The organism is Sphingomonas sp. Leaf17 (assembly GCF_001421505.1).
Lineage (GTDB): Bacteria > Pseudomonadota > Alphaproteobacteria > Sphingomonadales > Sphingomonadaceae > Sphingomonas.
Genome location: NZ_LMKL01000005.1, coordinates 48,602 through 66,045, shown reverse-complemented (window position 1 = coordinate 66,045; position 17,444 = coordinate 48,602). Strand labels below are relative to the sequence as shown.

Annotated in this window: 16 protein-coding genes; 9 read left to right on the top strand and 7 right to left on the bottom strand. The window is 66.1% G+C overall.

The annotated features are described in order from the left end of the window. Nucleotides 1–4 precede the first annotated feature (4 nt). From ASE75_RS07280 to ASE75_RS07255, 6 genes are all read left to right on the top strand, one after another. Complete coding sequence (locus tag ASE75_RS07280) at nt 5–1,558, top strand: NADH-quinone oxidoreductase subunit M (RefSeq protein WP_055931245.1); 1,554 nt, start codon at nt 5–7, stop codon at nt 1,556–1,558. Then, nucleotides 1,558–3,024 (top strand): NADH-quinone oxidoreductase subunit NuoN, encoded by a 1,467-nt coding sequence (gene nuoN / locus ASE75_RS07275; protein WP_055931242.1) that lies wholly within the window; start codon nt 1,558–1,560, stop codon nt 3,022–3,024. Before ASE75_RS07280 ends, nuoN begins: the two co-directional genes overlap by 1 nt. Continuing rightward, nucleotides 2,991–3,752, top strand: a complete 762-nt coding sequence (locus ASE75_RS07270; RefSeq protein ID WP_235512549.1) for a biotin--[acetyl-CoA-carboxylase] ligase — start codon at nt 2,991–2,993, stop codon at nt 3,750–3,752. Before nuoN ends, ASE75_RS07270 begins: the two co-directional genes overlap by 34 nt. Nucleotides 3,753–3,763: 11 nt before the next feature. Then, nucleotides 3,764–4,540 (top strand): type III pantothenate kinase, encoded by a 777-nt coding sequence (locus ASE75_RS07265; RefSeq protein WP_055931239.1) that lies wholly within the window; start codon nt 3,764–3,766, stop codon nt 4,538–4,540. A 97-nt stretch (nt 4,541–4,637) separates the two neighbouring features. Next, nucleotides 4,638–6,272, top strand: a complete 1,635-nt coding sequence (locus ASE75_RS07260; RefSeq protein WP_055931237.1) for a ribonuclease J — start codon at nt 4,638–4,640, stop codon at nt 6,270–6,272. A gap of 10 nt (nt 6,273–6,282) precedes the next feature. After that, nucleotides 6,283–6,564 (top strand): DUF1467 family protein, encoded by a 282-nt coding sequence (locus tag ASE75_RS07255; protein WP_055932109.1) that lies wholly within the window; start codon nt 6,283–6,285, stop codon nt 6,562–6,564. Between the two features lie 67 nt (nt 6,565–6,631). Here the strand turns inward: ASE75_RS07255 and ASE75_RS15090 are convergent, their stop codons facing one another. The 4 genes from ASE75_RS15090 to ASE75_RS07235 form a co-directional block, all read right to left on the bottom strand. Continuing rightward, nucleotides 6,632–7,183: a hypothetical protein gene (locus ASE75_RS15090; protein WP_082463851.1), complete on the bottom strand. Its 552-nt coding sequence runs from the start codon at nt 7,181–7,183 to the stop codon at nt 6,632–6,634. A gap of 74 nt (nt 7,184–7,257) precedes the next feature. Next, nucleotides 7,258–8,694 (bottom strand): AMP nucleosidase, encoded by a 1,437-nt coding sequence (locus ASE75_RS07245; protein WP_055931234.1) that lies wholly within the window; start codon nt 8,692–8,694, stop codon nt 7,258–7,260. Between the two features lie 218 nt (nt 8,695–8,912). Continuing rightward, nucleotides 8,913–9,323: a hypothetical protein gene (locus ASE75_RS07240; RefSeq protein WP_055931233.1), complete on the bottom strand. Its 411-nt coding sequence runs from the start codon at nt 9,321–9,323 to the stop codon at nt 8,913–8,915. 128 nt (nt 9,324–9,451) lie between these two features. Further along, nucleotides 9,452–9,931: a peroxiredoxin gene (locus tag ASE75_RS07235; RefSeq protein WP_055931231.1), complete on the bottom strand. Its 480-nt coding sequence runs from the start codon at nt 9,929–9,931 to the stop codon at nt 9,452–9,454. Nucleotides 9,932–10,092: 161 nt separating this feature from the next. On the opposite strand from ASE75_RS07235, the gene ASE75_RS07230 reads away from it, so the two are divergent. From ASE75_RS07230 to tpiA, 3 genes are all read left to right on the top strand, one after another. After that, complete coding sequence (locus ASE75_RS07230) at nt 10,093–10,653, top strand: YqgE/AlgH family protein (protein WP_055931228.1); 561 nt, start codon at nt 10,093–10,095, stop codon at nt 10,651–10,653. A 138-nt stretch (nt 10,654–10,791) separates the two neighbouring features. Beyond that, a complete protein-coding gene (ahcY, locus tag ASE75_RS07225; protein WP_055931225.1) occupies nt 10,792–12,213 on the top strand; it encodes an adenosylhomocysteinase in 1,422 nt (473 codons plus the stop codon). A 149-nt stretch (nt 12,214–12,362) separates the two neighbouring features. Beyond that, nucleotides 12,363–13,109, top strand: coding sequence for a triose-phosphate isomerase (gene tpiA / locus ASE75_RS07220; protein ID WP_055932107.1), 747 nt, complete (start codon nt 12,363–12,365; stop codon nt 13,107–13,109). Between the two features lie 120 nt (nt 13,110–13,229). Here tpiA and ASE75_RS07215 read toward each other — a convergent pair whose 3' ends face one another. From ASE75_RS07215 to rimO, 3 genes are all read right to left on the bottom strand, one after another. Continuing rightward, on the bottom strand, nt 13,230–14,600 hold the full coding sequence (locus ASE75_RS07215) for a leucyl aminopeptidase family protein (protein ID WP_055931221.1): 1,371 nt from the start codon (nt 14,598–14,600) through the stop codon (nt 13,230–13,232). Nucleotides 14,601–14,604: 4 nt separating this feature from the next. Further along, on the bottom strand, nt 14,605–16,005 hold the full coding sequence (locus ASE75_RS07210) for a serine hydrolase domain-containing protein (RefSeq protein ID WP_055931218.1): 1,401 nt from the start codon (nt 16,003–16,005) through the stop codon (nt 14,605–14,607). A 72-nt stretch (nt 16,006–16,077) separates the two neighbouring features. Further along, the gene (gene rimO / locus ASE75_RS07205) at nt 16,078–17,418 is read right to left on the bottom strand and encodes a 30S ribosomal protein S12 methylthiotransferase RimO (protein WP_055932104.1); all 1,341 of its coding nucleotides are present in this window, start codon (nt 17,416–17,418) and stop codon (nt 16,078–16,080) included. Nucleotides 17,419–17,444: the final 26 nt, after the last annotated feature.

Sequence of the window (17,444 nt, the reverse complement as noted above, 5' to 3'; positions counted from 1 at the left end):
ACTGATGCAAGGCTTCCCCATCCTGTCGTTGATGCTGGCGATCCCCGCGATCGCCGCCATCGCCTGTCTGTTCCTGTCCGCGAACGCGGCGCGCTGGCTGGCGTTGGCCGCCACGCTGGCGGATTTCGTCCTCGGCATCGTGCTGTGGGCCAGCTACGATATCGGCGGCGCACAGTGGCAGTTCGTCGAACATGCCCCCGGGCTGTTCGGCCCGTTCGGCTGGTCGCTGGGCATCGACGGCTTTGCGCTGATGCTCATCATGCTCAGCGTGTTCCTGATGCCGATCTGCATCGGGGCGAGCTGGAGCGCGATTACCAAGCGTGTTCCGGAATATATGGCGGCGTTCCTGTTCACCGAAGTGCTGATGATCGGCACGTTCGCGGCGCAGGACCTGTTCCTGTTCTATGTGTTCTTCGAAGCCGGCCTGATCCCGATGTATCTCATCATCGGCATCTGGGGCGGGGCGAACCGGATCTATGCGTCGTACAAGTTCTTTCTGTACACGCTGCTTGGCTCGGTCCTGATGTTCATCGCGATGCTGTACATGGCGAAGACGGCGGGCACGTCGAGCATCCCGGCGTTGATGGCGTACGACTTCCCGGGGCATGTCCAGACATGGCTGTGGCTGGCGTTCTTCGCGTCGTTCGCGGTGAAGATGCCGATGTGGCCGGTCCACACCTGGTTGCCGGACGCGCATGTGCAGGCACCGACGGCGGGGTCGGTCATTCTGGCTGGCGTGCTGCTCAAGCTGGGTGGTTATGGGTTCCTGCGGTTCCTGCTGCCGATGTTCCCGGAAGCGTCAGGGCAACTGACGTGGCTGATCTTCGGCCTGTCGGCCGTGGCCGTGATCTATGCCAGCCTCGTCGCGCTGGTGCAGTCCGACATGAAGAAGCTGATCGCCTATTCGTCGGTGGCGCACATGGCGATCGTCACCATCGGTCTGTTCGCGTTCAACGCGCAGGGGATCGAGGGCGCGATGATCATGATGCTGAGCCATGGTCTGGTATCGGGTGCATTGTTCCTGTGCGTCGGGATCATCTATGACCGGCTGCACACCCGCGAGATTGCGCGCTATGGCGGGCTGGCGATCAACATGCCGCGCTACGCGATCCTGTTCCTGTTCTTCACCATGGCGTCGATCGGTCTGCCGGGCACCAGCGGCTTCGTCGCCGAGTTCCTGGCGCTGATGGGCACCTATCAGGTGTCGACGACGATCGCGCTGCTGTGCACGACCAGCATCATCCTGGGCGCGGCATACATGCTGTACCTGTATCGCCGGGTCGTCTTCGGTGATCTGAAGTTCGACGACGTGAAGGCGATGGCGGACATGAACGGCCGTGAGATGTGGCTGCTCGCGCCGATCGCTGCCGTGGTGTTGTGGATGGGTGTGTACCCGGAGAGCTTCCTCGCGCCGATGCGCAAGGACGTCGCGACGTTGCTCGCGCGGATCGACCGTGCCGCACCGCCGAGTGATTCGATGCCGACAGCCGGTCGTCCGGTCGCGGTGCATGAAGACGGTGCGCACGCTCCTGCTGAAGCCCATGGGGGGGCGCATTGATGGATTACGCAGCCAATATCGCGATGACCTTGCCCGAGGTCGTCCTGGCGGTCGGTGCGATCGTGCTGATGCTAGCGTCGGCCTGGGGCGGTCCCGCATCGACCCGGGCGGTATCGTGGGCTTCGGTCGCCGTGCTGGCGGGTGCCGGGATCGCGCTGATCGGCCCGGCGTCGTCGGGTGGCGTTGCCTTTGACGGGCTGTACCGCGCCGACGCGTTCGCCGCGTTCGCTAAGGTGCTGATCTACATCGCCGCCGCGGTCGGAATCATCATGGCCCCGGATTTCTTCCGCCGCTCGGCCGGCGACGATCTGCGCCCGGAATATCCAGTGCTGATCCTGCTGTCGGCATGCGGCATGGGCATGATGGTGTCGGCGTCGGACCTGCTGACGCTGTATGTCGGCCTCGAACTGCAGAGCCTTGCCGCCTATGTTCTGGCCAGCTTCATGCGGCGGGACACGCGGTCGGCGGAAGCGGGTCTGAAGTATTTCGTCCTTGGCGCGCTGGCCAGCGGTATCCTGCTGTACGGCATCAGCCTCGTTTACGGTTTCTCCGGTACGACGCTGTTCGACGGCATCGCTGATGCATTTGCAGCCAACACGGCGGCGGCGAGCGGTGCTAAGTCGATGGGCCTGTTGTTCGGGTTGGTGTTCGTGTTCGCGGGGCTTGCGTTCAAGATCTCGGCGGTGCCGTTCCATATGTGGACGCCCGACGTCTACGAGGGCGCGCCGACCCCGGTCACCGCGTTCTTCGCCTCCGCGCCCAAGGTGGCGGCGATGGGCCTCGCGGTCCGGGTCGCCGTCGAAGCGATGGGTCCGGCGGTCGACCAGTGGCGTCAGATCGTGATCTTCGCATCGCTGGCGTCGATCATCTTCGGTGCCGTCGCGGCGATCGGACAGACCAACATCAAGCGGCTGCTGGCCTATTCGTCGATCAACAATGTCGGCTTCGCGCTGATCGGTCTGGCCGCGGGTACGCAGCAAGGCGTCGCGTCGGTCATGACGTACATGACGATCTATGTCGCGATGACGCTCGGCAGCTTTCTGGTGGTCATCCAGATGCGCGATCAGGCGGGTGAGGCGGTCGAGGATATTTCGGCACTGGCCGGCATGTCGCGGACCCGTCCGGGCCTTGCGCTTGCGCTGGCGATCTTCATGTTCAGCCTGGCCGGTATTCCGCCGCTGTTCGGCTTCTATGCGAAGTTTGCGGTATTCGATGCCGCCGTCGGCGCCGGGCTGTTCCCGCTGGCGGTGATCGGTATCGCGTCATCGGTCATCGGTGCCTATTATTACCTGCGCGTCGTCAAGACGATGTATTTCGATGAGCCGGTCGCAGCCTTCGGCAAGAGCGAGAGCATGATCGAGGGTGGGTTGATCGTCGTCGCGGCGGCGTTCGTCTCGCCGCTCGGCTATCTGCTGATCCCGTTGCTGGGCGCGTGGACGATGGCGGCGGCACAGTCGCTGTTCTGAGCGAGGCGGATCTGAGCCGGTTTATTACGGTCGCGGAGACGGGGTCGACCAATGCCGATGTCCTGTCACTCGCGCAGGCGGGTGCGGAAGACGGACTTTGGCTGCGTGCGGAGCGGCAGCGATCGGGTAGGGGGCGGCTTGGTCGAGACTGGGCGTCGCCGGTCGGCAATCTGTACGCCAGTACGCTGGTCCGGTTGCGCGCCGACGATCCGCCGGCCCCGACGCTGGCGCTGGTGGCGGCGGTCGCGCTTGAGCAGGCGGTTTCGGCCGTCCTGAACTATGACGCGCGATCGAAACTGACGCTGAAATGGCCCAACGACCTTTTGCTTGGTGGTGCGAAGCTGTCGGGCATCCTGCTGGAGCGGGCGGGAGACGCTGTGGTCGTCGGGATCGGCGTCAACCTCGGCAGCCATCCTGACCTGCCCGACCGCGCGACGACCGACCTTCGCAGCCACGGTGTGTCGGTGACGCCGGCGGATTTTCTCCGGATGCTGGCGGCTACGTTCGATCGTTGGAGGGAGATCTGGCGGGGCCAGGGTGTGACCGCGGTCCGCGCGCGCTGGCTGGAACGGGCGCATCCGGTCGGCACCGCACTGGCCGCGCGCCAGCCCGACGGTTCGGTGGTGGAAGGTGCGTTCGAGGGGCTGGACCCGGACGGGGCGCTGATCCTGCGCTTGGCGGACGGGGCACGCCATGTCATTCATGCGGCCGACGTCTTTGCGATCTGAAGGGTTTCGCCATGCTGCTCGCGATTGATGCCGGCAATACCAATGTCGTGTTCGCGCTGGTCGAGGGGCGGGCCATCAAGGCACGCTGGCGCATCGCCACCGACCCCCGCCGGACCGCCGACGAATATGCGGTGTGGCTCAGCCAGTTGCTCCACCTGGCGGGTTATGACCGGCATGTCGTGACCGGCGTGATCGTCGCGACGGTTGTACCACGCGCCCTTCACAACCTTCAGGTGCTGGCGGAGAAGTATTTCGGTGGTCCGGCGCTGATCGCCGGCAAGCCGCCGGTCGACTGGGGCATGGCGATCGACGTCGACGAGCCGGCGTCGCTGGGCGCGGACCGCGCGGTCAACACCATTGCGGCGCATGCGCTGTACCCCGGCGATCTGATCGTCATCGACTTCGGGACGGCGACGACGTTCGACCTGAGCGATTATCGCGGCGCGTACAAGGGCGGGATCATCGCGCCGGGGATCAATCTGTCGCTCGACGCGCTGGTAACGGCGGCGGCCAAACTCCCGCGAATCGCGATCGAGGCCCCGGCATCGACCAGCGTCATTGGGCGCAATACCGTCGACCAGATGCATATCGGCATCTACTGGGGCTATATCGCGATGATCGAGGGGCTGGTCGCGCGGATGAAAACCGAGGTGGGGCGGCCGGTGACGGTGATCGCGACCGGCGGTCTGGCGACGCTGTTCGAGCAGCACACCACGGTATTCGACCATATCGAGCCGGACCTGACGATACAGGGGCTGGCGATGATGTGGGAACGCGCCCATATGTAACCCTCACGCGCTCGCGCCGATCAACGGCCGGCGGGCGCATATCCTCATTCAGGTCGGCTTGGTGCCGACAATCCTCCTGACCCTTTGAAAGTAACGAATGACACCGAAGAACGAACTTCTCTTCTGCGCCCTTGGCGGCTCCGGCGAGATCGGCATGAACGTCAACCTGTATGGCTATAATGGCAAGTGGGTGATGGTCGATTGCGGCATCACCTTTGCCGATCCTCAATACCCCGGCGTCGACATCATCCTGCCCGACCTGGCCTTCATCGAGGAGCGCCTGGACGATCTGGTCGGGATCGTGCTGACCCACGGGCATGAGGATCACATCGGGGCGCTGCCGTATCTGGCCGAGGATCTGGGTGTGCCGCTCTATGCGACGCAGTTCACCGCCGGGCTGATCCGCGGCAAGCTGGAAGAGGAGGGCATCGCCAACCGCGTCAAGGTGCGTGTGATCGAACAGGACAAGCGGTTCGAGGTCGGGCCGTTCGGCTTCCGCTTCGTGCCGATGGCGCATTCCATCCCTGAATCCAGCGCGTTGCTGATTGATACGCCGCTGGGCAAGGTGTTCCACACCGGCGACTGGAAGCTGGATGCCAACCCCGTCATCGGCAAGCCGGCTACTCCGGACGAACTGATGGCGATCGGCGATGCCGGTGTCGACATTCTGGTCTGCGATTCGACCAACGCCATGACGATGGAGGCGTCGGGGTCGGAGAGCAGCGTGCGTCGCGGTCTGGCCGAGACGGTCGCCAAGGCGCGTGGTCGCGTCATGGTCACGAGTTTCGCCTCCAACGCGGCGCGATTGTCGACGCTGGGCGAGGTCGCCCGCGAAACCGGACGCAAGTTGTGCGTCACCGGGCGTTCGCTTGACCGGATCCTGAAGGTTGCGCGAGCCTGCGGTTATCTGAAGGATTTTCCGGAGACGATCGATCCGGACACGGCGATGCGGCTGCCGCGTGACCGGGTGCTGATCGTCGCGACCGGCGGTCAGGGCGAAGAGCGCGCGGCGCTGGCGCGGGTCGCCAACGGATCGCACACGATCTCGCTCGACTCCGGCGATACGGTGATCTTCTCGGCGCGGCAGATTCCGGGCAACGAGGTGGCGATCGGCCGGATCCAGAATCTGCTGGCTGGGCGTGGCATCGAGATGGTGACCGAGCGTCAGGCGCATGTCCATGTGTCGGGCCACCCGGCGCGGCCCGAACTGGCACAGATGTACAAGTTCATCCGCCCGCAGGTGCTGATCCCCGTCCACGGCGAAATGCGCCACATGATGGAGCATGCCAAGTTCGGATTGTCCGAAGGCGTGCCGCAGGTGCTGGTGCAGAGCGATGGCGACATCGTCCGCCTGCTGCCGGGTGCGGCCAAGAAGGTCGGCAAGGCGCAGGTTGGCCGGCTCGTGCTGGACGGCGACGTGATCCTGCCGGCGGAGGGCACGACGATCAACGAACGTCGTCGCCTATCGCTGCACGGTCTCATTTCGGTCGCCGTGGCCGTGAAGGACGGCCGCATGGTCGGGCGGCCGCAGGTGCGGGTGCAGGGCGTACCGGTCGAGGAGGATCGTGATGCGTTCATCGCCGACGCGGTCGATGCGGCGGCTGATACGATGCGCGGCGGGGCCAGGGACCAGGACAAGCTGCGCGAACAGATCCGTCTGTCGGTGCGGCGTGTGGCCACACGGTGGACCGGCAAGAAGCCGATCGTCGACGTCCTGCTGATCGCGGGCTGACATCATGGCGATGCGGTGGACCTCGGCGCTGGCGATCTACATCCTGTTCTGGGCGTTCACCGTATTTCTCGTCCTGCCGTTCGGCGTGAAGACCACGCGGGAGGCCGGCGGGGCGGTGGTGCCGGGCCAAGCGGAAAGCGCGCCGCATGAGTTCCATCTTGGTCGGCTGGCGCTGCGCGTGACGGTCGTCGCGACGATCCTGTTCACGCTGTTTCAGCTCAACTACGCCTATGGCTGGATTACGCCGAACATGGTCGACCTGTTCGGGCGTGGGAACATGGTGACGCGGTGAGCAGACGGCGGCTGACCGGGGTCAGCCGCCGTTCTTGCTGCGTTCGTCGGTCGTCGGATGATCCGGCTTAATTGGGGACAGTGCCTTCGTCGGCGATGTCGGCGGCGAAGGATGCCGATGAATCCGTACCATCGGCCTCATGCGCGCCGCCGGATTCCGGGGTTTCCGCACGCCGCTTTGGCGTGCTGGACCGCAGGGTCAGCAGGGCCGCGGCTGCACCGACCGCGACGATGCCGCCGGCGATGGCGGCCACACCCCATTTGCCGGCCGGACCATCGCTGGTCTTGCCGGTGGTCGCTGGTTCGGCGAGCGTGGCCGCAGTCTTTGGGCGGGGGCGGGGAGTTGCCCGCTTCGTGGAGCGCGGTTTGGGTGCGGGCTTGGGTTTTGCCGCAGTTGCCGCTGGCGAGGCTTCCGTGCCGGCCGGCGATGGTGTGCGCGACTTGCGGGGCGACCCGGCCGACGTGGTGGCCGACGATACGCTCGCGTCGTCGGGAGATTCGGTCGGGTCAGGCTGCGCGACGTCGATGGGCGCGGGGGCCGACGGCTTGGGCGGCCGAGCGCGCCGCGTCGGGGGCGTGGTCGAGCGCGGTTTGGCGGGCTTGCGCGGCGTGGTAGCCATGATCTGCTCCCTGTGGTGTCGTGGTGACGTCGTGATGGTTTCGATACCCTACCAGCAACGGCCGATGTCCCGGATCAGCGGAACGGCGGCTCGTCAAAGGCGCGCAGCTTGCGACTGTGGAGTTTCGGTCCCTCTTTGCGCAACTGTTCGCAGGTTTCGATGCCGATACGAAGATGTTCGCTGATCGCGCGTTCGTAGAACCGGTTGGCCTGACCCGGCAGCTTCAGTTCGCCGTGGAGCGGCTTGTCCGAGACGCAGAGCAACGTGCCATAGGGGACGCGGAAGCGGTAGCCCTGCGCGGCGATCGTCGCCGATTCCATGTCGATCCCGACCGCGCGCGACAGTGAGAAGCGCAACGCCGATTTGGAGTAGCGCAATTCCCAGTTGCGGTCGTCGGTGGTCACGATCGTGCCCGTGCGCAGGCGGCGCTTCAGTTCCTCGCCGGACTGACCCGACACGGTTTCGGCCGCGCGGGCCAGCGCCACCTGAACCTCGGCGATCGCGGGTACCGGGATTTCGGGCGGCAGGACGTCGTCCAGGACGTGATCGTCGCGCAGATAGGCGTGGGCCAGCACATAGTCGCCGATCCGCTGACTGGGGCGCAGCCCGCCGCAATGGCCGATCATCAGCCACGCCTCGGGCCGCAGGACCGCGAGGTGGTCGCAGATCGTCTTGGCATTGGACGGGCCGACGCCGATGTTGATGAGGGTGATGCCGGTGCGGTCGTCGGCCATCAGGTGATAGGCCGGCATCTGGTGTCGCCGCCACGCGCTGTCCGAAATGATCTTGTCGATATCGTCGCCCGACGTGATCGTGATGCCGCCAGCCCCCGACAGGGTCGTGAACCGGCTGCCTTCTCCAAGCTGCGACCCGGCCCAGCGGACGAATTCGTCGACATAGCGGTGATAGTTGGTGAACAGCACGAACCGCTGCGCATGCTCGGCCGGCGTGCCCATGTAATGGCGCAGGCGGGCGAGGCTGAAATCGGTGCGCAGGCCGTCGAACAGTGCGAGCGGGCGGATGTCGTCGTGCGGGATCCACAGGCCGTCGGCAATTTCATCGCCGATATGCGCCAGTTCGGTCGCCGGGAAATGACGCGCCAGTTCGGATGCCGACACTTCGTCCAGGCTCAGCGCGTGGCCGGGATCGAGCACATAGGGGAACGGGATTTCCTGCCGTCCGGCCACTGCCTCGACGGTGACGTCGTAATCCTCGATCAACAGGGTCAACTGTTCGACCAGATAATCGGCGAACAGCGCGGGCTTGGTGACGCTGATCCGGTAATCGCCGGGGGTGACGAGCCGACCGAACGAGCGCAGCGGGGCTGGCCGGTCGGTGTCGCCGGCGAAGCGCAGGCGGATTTCGGGGTAGGCGAACGAACCGTCGCTGCGCGCGGCGGGCGAGGGACGGGTGCCGTCGGCCAGATAGGCGGTCAGGGCGGATTTGAGGCGATCAACCGACGCGGTGTAGAGGCGATCGAGGTCGGCGACGATATCGGCGGCATGTGTCATCGGACAGGGTTAGGAGCGGCGGCGAAGCGTTGCAAGAGCAGTAGGCCGTCCCCCGCGCGGTCGCGACGCGCGGTCTGCCGGACATGATCCGGCGGCGCTGTTGGCTCGACACCCGCCGTCGTCGGATCGCCGATGGCGCAAACTGTGCAACGCCATAAGAAAAAGCGCGCGCAACCCGTTTGGATTGCGCGCCCTGTCCTGTCGCCGGACTGGTCCGGTTACTTCTTCGGCACGGCCTTGACCGGGGGAGCCTTGGGTGCTGTCGCCTTCACGCGCGGAGCCGGGCGCGGCTTCGGTGCCGGCTTGGGCTTGGCGTCGGCCTCCAGAAGCTTGGAGACGCCATATGCGGCACCCGCCACGGCAGCGACAACGCCGCCGGCGATGGCGGCTGCGGCAAGCGGGTGCTCCTTCGCCGCTTCGATCGTCGCGTTGGTGGCCGAGGCAACCTTTTCCGAGGCGGTAGATGCCGCAGCCGACACCTTTTCCGACGCGGTCGACGCAGCCGCTGCAACCTTGTCCGACGCAGTGCCGGCGGCCGATACGACGCGTTCCTGGGCCGTTGCTGCTGCGTCCTTCGCCTTGTCAGCGAGGCTCTTGTCGATCAGGTTGTCGATGCCGGTGTCGGTCATGGTACGCACTCCTCCATGGTTGGCCCTTGCGGGTTCATGCGCTCAACGCAGCGCGGAACAACCTGTTCCGCCTGCGAACCGATCGGCCATGTCGACAACCCGCCCTGTGCCCCCGCCGGGGTGCGATTTCAGAGCGTGTCGACCAGATGTTCGGCCGAACTGACCTCGAACGCACCGGGTTCCTCGACATTCAATTGGGTGACGACACCGTTGTCGACGATCATCGAGTAACGCTGGCTACGCTCGCCCATGCCGAACTTCGACCCGTCCATCGTCAGGCCGACGCTGCGCGCGAACTCGCCATTGCCATCGGCCAGCATGGTGATGCCGGCGGCCTCGTTCGCCTTGCTCCAAGCGCCCATGACGAAGGCGTCGTTGACCGAGGTGCAGGCGATTTCGTCGACACCCTTGGCTTTCAACGCCTCGGCCTGCTCGATATAGCCGGGCAGGTGGCGGGCGGAACAGGTCGGGGTAAAGGCACCGGGGACCGCGAACAGCGCAACCTTGCGGCCATCGAAGAAGCTGGTCGATTCGACCTGCTCTGGGCCGTCGCTCGTGGCCTTGACCAGCGTGACTGGGGGAAGGCGGTCACCGACACGGATCGTCATGAACTATGGTCCTTTGCTGTGGTCGCCGCGCGGCGGTGCACGGGGCTGGCGTAAAGGTCGGTCGCACCGCCCGGTTTTTCAACCCGTCGATGTGGCCCGCCGATTTGGCCCGTCGATTTGGGGCGTGGCACCGGCACGGCGACAGGGTATGCCTGCGCGTGATGATCCAGACCCAATTCCTCACCGGCCAGTTCCTGATGGCGATGCCCGGCATCGGCGACCCCCGCTTCGACCATGCCGTCATCGCGATGTGCGCGCATGACGCGGACGGCGCGATCGGCATCGGTATCGGCGCGGTGGTGGAGGGGCTGTCGTTCCACGACCTGCTCGACCAGTTCGAGATTCCGCGTGGCACCGCGCCCAACGCACCGGTTCATGCCGGCGGGCCTGTGTCGACGCGGCGCGGGTTCGTGATCCATTCGCGCGACTGGGCCGGGCAGGACACCACCGATGTCGCTGGTCGCTGGGCCTTGTCCGGCACGCTCGACGTGCTGCGGGCGATCGCCGACGGGCGCGGTCCGGGGCAATGGGTGGTGGCGCTTGGCTATGCCGGCTGGTCCGCCGGACAGCTGGAGCAGGAACTGGCTGGCCCCGGCTGGCTGAACGTCACCGGGACGACGGACATGCTGTTCGCGACCGAGGCACCACGTCGCTGGTCGGCCGGGCTTGCGTCCGCCGGCGTCGATCCGCGCCTGCTGGTGGCGGACACGGGCACGGCCTGATGCAGATATAAAGATATCTTTATATCACGACTGCTTTCCGTTTGATCCGCGCGCGCCGAACCGGTAAGGCATGGATCATCCGGCACGGGCACACGGCCCGCCGACCCCGCCTTAGGGCTGCGCTTCAGGAGATACCTCATGGCCACCGCACTTGCGCCTGAGAAGACCGATTACGTCATTGCCGACATCAGCCTTGCCGCATTCGGCCGCAAGGAAATCGACATTGCCGAGACGGAAATGCCGGGCCTGATGGCCCTGCGCGAGGAGTTTGGCGCGTCGCAGCCGCTGAAGGGCGCGCGCATCACTGGCTCGCTGCACATGACGATCCAGACCGCGGTGCTGATCGAGACGCTGACCGCGCTTGGGGCTGAGGTGCGCTGGGCGACGTGCAACATCTTCTCGACGCAGGATCACGCCGCCGCCGCGATCGCCGCGACGGGTGTGCCGGTGTTTGCGATCAAGGGCGAGAGCCTGGCCGATTACTGGGACTATGTCGGCGACATCTTCAACTGGGGTGCCGACACCGATGGCACCACCGCCAACATCATCCTGGACGATGGCGGCGATGCGACGATGTTCGCGCTGTGGGGTGCCAAGCTGGAGGCCGGTCATTCGTTCGGCGAGCCGGAAAATGACGAGGAAGTCGAGTTCCAGCGCGCGTTGAAGGCGTTCGTCGCGAAATATCCGGGCTATCTGACCGAGACGGTCAAGAACCTGAAGGGCGTGTCCGAGGAAACCACCACCGGCGTTCACCGCCTGTACGAGATCGCAAAGAAGGGCGAGCTGCCGTTCCCGGCGATCAACGTCAACGACAGCGTCACCAAGTCGAAGTTCGACAACCTGTACGGCTGCAAGGAATCGCTGGTCGACGCGATCCGTCGCGCGACCGACGTGATGCTCGCCGGCAAGGTCGCCTGCGTCGCCGGTTTCGGTGACGTCGGCAAGGGGTCGGCCCAGTCGCTGCGCAACGGTGGTGCGCGCGTGATGGTGACCGAGGTCGATCCGATCTGCGCATTGCAGGCGGCGATGGAGGGCTTCGAGGTCGTGACGATGGAAGAGGCCGTGCAGCGCGCGGACATCTTCTGCACCGCGACCGGCAACGCCGACGTCATCACCGCCGATCACATGAAGGCGATGAAGCCGATGTCGATCGTCTGCAACATCGGTCACTTCGATTCGGAAATCCAGATCGCCGCGCTCAGCAATTATGAGTGGGACGAAGTGAAGCCGGGCACCGACCTGGTGAAGTTCCCGGACGGCAAGCAGATCATCATCCTTGCCAAGGGCCGCCTGGTGAACCTTGGTTGTGCGACGGGCCATCCGTCGTTCGTGATGTCGGCCAGCTTCACCAACCAGACGCTGGCGCAGATCGAGTTGTGGACCAGGTCCGAGAACTACAAGAACGAAGTCTATGTCCTGCCCAAGCACCTCGACGAGAAGGTCGCGGCGCTGCATCTGGAGAAGCTGGGCGTGAAGCTGTCGCAGCTGACGCCGAAGCAGGCGGGTTATATAGGCGTGCCGGTCGAGGGGCCGTTCAAGCCGGATCACTACCGCTACTGATCGACGCAGCCGCGTCGTAGCCGGTGGAAAGGCCGTCCCCGCCAGGTGTGGGGGCGGCCTTTCGCATGTCGGCAGCCGTCCGTTGGCGCTTGTGCGTGGGGGCGGCGGCGTTATTCCCACTATCAATGATAACGAAACAGGGGATGGCGATGACGCGGCGAAAGCTGGTTGCGGGCAACTGGAAGATGAACGGGTCGCGCGCAACCCTGCACGAACTGGATGCCATCGCGCGGGCGGCGGCGGCCAACCCGGGGATCGACGTCGCGGTGGCCATTCCCGCCACGCTGATCGAACCGGCGTCGGCGCGGGTGCCGGGCCTCGCGATCGGCGCGGAGGATGTGCACGCGAATGCGTCCGGCGCGCACACCGGTTGCCTGTCGGCGGCGATGGTGCGCGAAGCGGGCGCACGGTTCACGATCGTCGGACATTCCGAACGCCGGTCCGACCAGCATGAAACCAGCCAGGACGCCTGGGGCAAGGCAGCGGCGGCGCACAAGGAGGGTCTGTCGGTCATCCTGTGCTGTGGCGAGACCGAGGCGGAGCGCGATGCCGGCCGGGCCGAGCGGGTGGTGCAGGCGCAGATCGAGAAGTCGGTGCCCGACAACGCCGATGGCGCGTGGTTCACCCTCGCTTATGAACCGCGCTGGGCGATCGGCACTGGCCGTACCCCGACGCACGATGAAATCGGCGCGATCCATGCCATCGCCCGGGCCAAGCTGCGGATGCTGGTCGGCGACGCGGCGGCGGGCATCCGCATTCTGTATGGCGGGTCGGTGACGGGCGCGAACGCGGCGGCCATTCTGGCTATCGACAATGTCGACGGCGCGCTGATTGGTGGTGCGAGTTTGACGGCCGAGAAGTTCGTGCCGATCATCGAGGCGGCGGGAGCGATGTAGGAGTTTTGGCAGTTGCCTTACCGCGTCATTCCGGCGCAGGCCGGGATCCCGAGGTGCCGGGGATGTGCCGCGTAACCCTGGATCCCGGCGTGCGCCGGAATGACGGATGCGGTTCAGCCCTTACCCATACCGATCCTGCAACAGACGATACGCCGCGCGCAGGCCAAGGGCTTCGCCGCCCTTGGGTCGTCCCGGTTTGGCCACCGGTCGCCAGGCGAAGGTATCGAGATGCACCCAGGGCGTGTCGGCGGGCACGAACCGGCGCAGGAACAGCGCGGCGGTGATCGCGCCGGCAAAGCCGCCGTCGGGGGCGTTGACCATGTCGGCGATGTCCGACTTCAGCATGTCGTCATAGCCGTCCCACAGCGGCAGGCGGCACAGCGGATCGTCGACCAGCGCCGCCGCCGCCAGCAGGTCGGCGGATATCCCCTCGTCGTTGCAGAAGGTGGCGGGCAGGTCGGGGCCGACTGCGACCCGCGCGGCCCCGGTCAGCGTTGCGAAATCGAGGATCAGTTCGGGGTTCGCTTCACCCGCCCGGGTCAGCGCATCGCCGAGGATCAGCCGACCTTCCGCATCGGTATTGGTATTTTCGACGGTCAGGCCTTTTCGGGAATGCAGGACGTCGCCGGGACGGAAGGCGTTGCCGGCCACCGCATTTTCCACCGCCGGAATCAACAGGTGCAGCCGCACCTTCAGCCCCGCTGCCATTACCAGCCCGGCAAGCGCCAGCGCATGGGCTGCGCCGCCCATGTCCTTCTTCATCAGCCGCATGCCGGCCGACGGCTTTAGGTCCAGCCCGCCGGTGTCGAAGCACACGCCCTTGCCGACGATCGCGATGCGCGGATGCGCGGGGTCGCCCCATTCCAGCTCGATCAGCCGGGGGGCACGATCGACGGCGGCGGCCATGCCGACGGTGTGGATCATCGGATACCCCGTCGCCAACGCGTCGCCGCGTGTCACGCCAAGCGTGCCGCCGTGATCCTGCGCCAGCCGTTCGGCCTGCGCCTCCAAGTCGGCCGGTCCCATGTCGGCGGCCGGCGTGTTGACCAGATCGCGGACCAGCGCGGTCGCCTCCGCCAGACGGATCGTCTCGACGATGTTGGCGGGCGTATCGGTCAGCAGGATACGCGGAGCGGCGGCTGGCTGTGTGACGTAGCGGTCGAACCGATGCTGGCCGAGGATCCAGCCGAGACCGGATTCGCCGACCATTGTATCGATCAGACGATAGGTGCCCGCCGGCAGGCTGCCGCCGAGCGACGCGATCCGCCACGGCGCGCCAGGCGGATCGTTGCAGACGAGCAGCATCGACCAGTCGTCGTCGCCCTCCCCCGGCAGGATTGCACGGTCGCCCGCCTTGCCGGTCAGGCCGTGCGCGGCGACGATCGCCCGGATCCGCGCTGACTGCCGGTCGATCCAGCCGGGATAGGCATTGGGATGCAGGACGTGGATGTCGCGCGCGGGCTGGCCGCGATCGGCTTGAAGCAGGTCCATAGGGTCAATCCGCCGGGCTGATGAGGAATTGTTCGAATCGGCCGTTCGCGCCGGGTTCGGTGAAGGTGCTGACCGCGACCGCGCGGTCGCCGAAGCTGACGCGGTAGCTGCGCCCGACGAAGCCGCCGCGCAGCGCGCCTGGCCCGGTCTGGACGAACGCGGTCGGTCGCCCGAGCGGGCCGAGGCTGGTCCGGTAATCGGCGATCACCTGGTTTGTGAAATAATAGGCCGCGTTGTCGGTCAGGCGGGCGCGATCCGGGCGGCCCGCGATCAGCTGGTCTAGCAGGGTCCGAGCGCCGGCCAGCGCGGCGGTATCGGCGGCGGTCGCGGGCGTCTCCGGCAGCGCCGTCTTTGCGATCCCGCTGGCGATGGTGCGATACGCGTCGCTGGACCAGGTATTGGTCAGTACGACCACCGCAACCTTGGCATCGGGATAGACCACATTCTGCGTCAGGAACCCGACCGCCTCGCCGCTATGGGCCACGACACGCCGGTCCCCGGTGCCGCCGACCGAAACGCCAAGGCCGTAGCCGGTCGAGGTTCCGTCCTTGAGCGTGACCGGCGTTTCCTGCGCCGCCCAGTCATCGGCAGGCAATATGGTCCGGTTCATGCGGGCGATATCCCATCTGGCCAGATCGGTCGCGCTCATCGCCAGTTCACCGGCCGCGAACAGCCAGCCATGCGCGGCCGGCACCACAGGCCGCATCGGGCCGAGTGCGGCGCGGCCGTAACCTGTGGGGTAACGCCCGCCGATCGCGATATCCTGATCCACCGCCGTCATGCCCAGCGGCGCGAAGATCCGGCGTTGCAGGAAGCTGAGCAGCGGCTGGCCCGCGACCTTCTCGACAATCATGCCGGCGACGACATAGCCGGTGTTGGAATATTGCCACTGCGTACCGGGCGCGAAATCGAGCGGTTTCTTCGCCCAGCGATCGACGATGGCCTGCGGTTCGACCGGTGTCGCCATCGCCTTGAAGCTATAGTCCTGCGGCCAGTAATCCTGGAGGCCGGCGGTATGGCTGAGCAACTGGCGCAGGGTGATGGTGTCGCCGCCGGAAATGCCGGGCAGGTATTTGGCCACCGTGTCATCGAGGCTGAGCTTGCCGTCATCCTCCAGCAGCAACAGCGCGGCGGCGGTGAACTGCTTCGATACCGAAGCGATCTGGTAAGGCGCGTCGGCGCGGGGGCTGCCGCCGGTCTCCGACTGCTTGCCATAGGCCTTGGCCAGCACGATCCGCCCACCGCGCACCACCGCAATCGAGGCGGATGGCGTGCCGGTCTTTGCCAGCGTGGTCGTGACCAGCGAATCGATTGCGGCTGACTCTGCCGGCGTCAGCGTCTGTGCGATAGCCGCCGCCGGTGAAACGGACAGCGCGGCGGCCAGCAGGACGGAACGGAAGGACATGGACACTCCGGGAACAGGGCGGGTGTGCATCAAAGCATCTGCCGCCCCATGCCGCAATCGCGATGCGTTCTGTCAGGCCGCGGGCGAGATAGGAACACCGTACAGGTCGTGCTCGTCGGCATCCTCGATTTCAACCGAAACGATATCGCCGACCGCCAGATGTGCGGCGTCGCGCAGGAATACCGACCCGTCGATTTCCGGTGCATCCGCCTGCGACCGGCCCGTCGCGCCTTCCTCCCCAATCTCGTCGATGATGACGGGCAGGATGCGCCCGACCTTGGCGGCGAGCTTGGCGGCGGAGATGGCCGCGGTCTTTTCCATGATCCGCGTGTAGCGCTCCTCCTTCACGGAATCGGGCACCTGATCGGGCAGGGCGTTGGCGGCGGCACCCTCGACCGGCTCGAACCGGAATGCGCCGACCCGGTCGAGTTGGGCCTCGTCCAGCCAGTCGAGCAGATACTGGAAATCGGCCTCGGTCTCGCCGGGGAAGCCGACGACGAAGGTCGAGCGGATCGCGATGTCGGGGCAGATCTCGCGCCATTTATGGATGCGGCCCAGCACCTTGGCGTCGTTGGCGGGGCGCTTCATCCGCTTTAGTACCGACGGGGCGGCATGCTGGAACGGGATGTCGAGATAGGGCACGACCAGTCCCTCGGCCATCAGCGGGATGACGTGGTCGACATGCGGATAGGGGTAGACGTAATGCAGCCGCACCCACGGCGCGATCCGGCCCAGCTCGCGCGCCAGGTCGGTCATGTGCGCGCGTACCTCGCCACCCGACTTCAGCGGCCACGATGCGTGGCGCAGGTCGACGCCGTAGGCCGAGGTGTCCTGGCTGATGACCAGCAGTTCCTTCGTGCCCGCCGCGACCAGTTTCTCCGCCTCGCGCAGGATCGCATCGGGACGACGGCTGACCAGATCGCCGCGCAGGGAGGGAATGATGCAGAAGGAGCAGCGATGGTTGCAGCCTTCCGAAATCTTCAGGTAGCTGTAATGGCGCGGCGTCAGTTTCAGGCCCGATTCCGGCACCAGGTCGATAAACGGCGACGGGATCGGCGGTGCCGCCTCATGCACCGCGTCGACCACCTGTTCGTACTGGTGTGCGCCGGTGACGGCCAGCACCTGCGGGAAGCGGGCGCGGATCATCTCCGCCTCCTTGCCCATGCAGCCGGTGACGATCACGCGGCCGTTTTCGGAGATAGCCTCGCCGATCGCCTCAAGGCTTTCCTCCTTGGCGCTGTCCAGAAAGCCGCAGGTGTTGACGAGCACCACGTCCGCCCCGGCATAGTCGGGGGACATCTGGTAACCATCGGCGCGCAGCTTGGTCAGGATGCGTTCGCTGTCCACAAGGTTCTTGGGACAGCCGAGCGAGACCATGCCCACGCGGGGCGGGGAGGGGAGTATCGTTGCCATGGGATGCGTCTCCATAGCGGCATCTT

Coding starts and splice junctions, on each gene's coding strand:
- ASE75_RS07235 (WP_055931231.1), bottom strand. CDS start 9,931: ATGACGATCCGTGTCGGTGACCGCCTTCCCCCAGTCACGCTGGTCAAG.
- ASE75_RS07230 (WP_055931228.1), top strand. CDS start 10,093: ATGATCCAGACCCAATTCCTCACCGGCCAGTTCCTGATGGCGATGCCC.
- ASE75_RS07255 (WP_055932109.1), top strand. CDS start 6,283: ATGCGGTGGACCTCGGCGCTGGCGATCTACATCCTGTTCTGGGCGTTC.
- ASE75_RS07280 (WP_055931245.1), top strand. CDS start 5: ATGCAAGGCTTCCCCATCCTGTCGTTGATGCTGGCGATCCCCGCGATC.
- ASE75_RS07260 (WP_055931237.1), top strand. CDS start 4,638: ATGACACCGAAGAACGAACTTCTCTTCTGCGCCCTTGGCGGCTCCGGC.
- ASE75_RS07245 (WP_055931234.1), bottom strand. CDS start 8,694: ATGACACATGCCGCCGATATCGTCGCCGACCTCGATCGCCTCTACACC.
- ASE75_RS07215 (WP_055931221.1), bottom strand. CDS start 14,600: ATGGACCTGCTTCAAGCCGATCGCGGCCAGCCCGCGCGCGACATCCAC.
- ASE75_RS07265 (WP_055931239.1), top strand. CDS start 3,764: ATGCTGCTCGCGATTGATGCCGGCAATACCAATGTCGTGTTCGCGCTG.
- ASE75_RS07240 (WP_055931233.1), bottom strand. CDS start 9,323: ATGACCGACACCGGCATCGACAACCTGATCGACAAGAGCCTCGCTGAC.
- ASE75_RS07210 (WP_055931218.1), bottom strand. CDS start 16,005: ATGTCCTTCCGTTCCGTCCTGCTGGCCGCCGCGCTGTCCGTTTCACCG.
- ahcY (WP_055931225.1), top strand. CDS start 10,792: ATGGCCACCGCACTTGCGCCTGAGAAGACCGATTACGTCATTGCCGAC.
- ASE75_RS15090 (WP_082463851.1), bottom strand. CDS start 7,183: ATGGCTACCACGCCGCGCAAGCCCGCCAAACCGCGCTCGACCACGCCC.
- tpiA (WP_055932107.1), top strand. CDS start 12,363: ATGACGCGGCGAAAGCTGGTTGCGGGCAACTGGAAGATGAACGGGTCG.
- nuoN (WP_055931242.1), top strand. CDS start 1,558: ATGGATTACGCAGCCAATATCGCGATGACCTTGCCCGAGGTCGTCCTG.
- rimO (WP_055932104.1), bottom strand. CDS start 17,418: ATGGCAACGATACTCCCCTCCCCGCCCCGCGTGGGCATGGTCTCGCTC.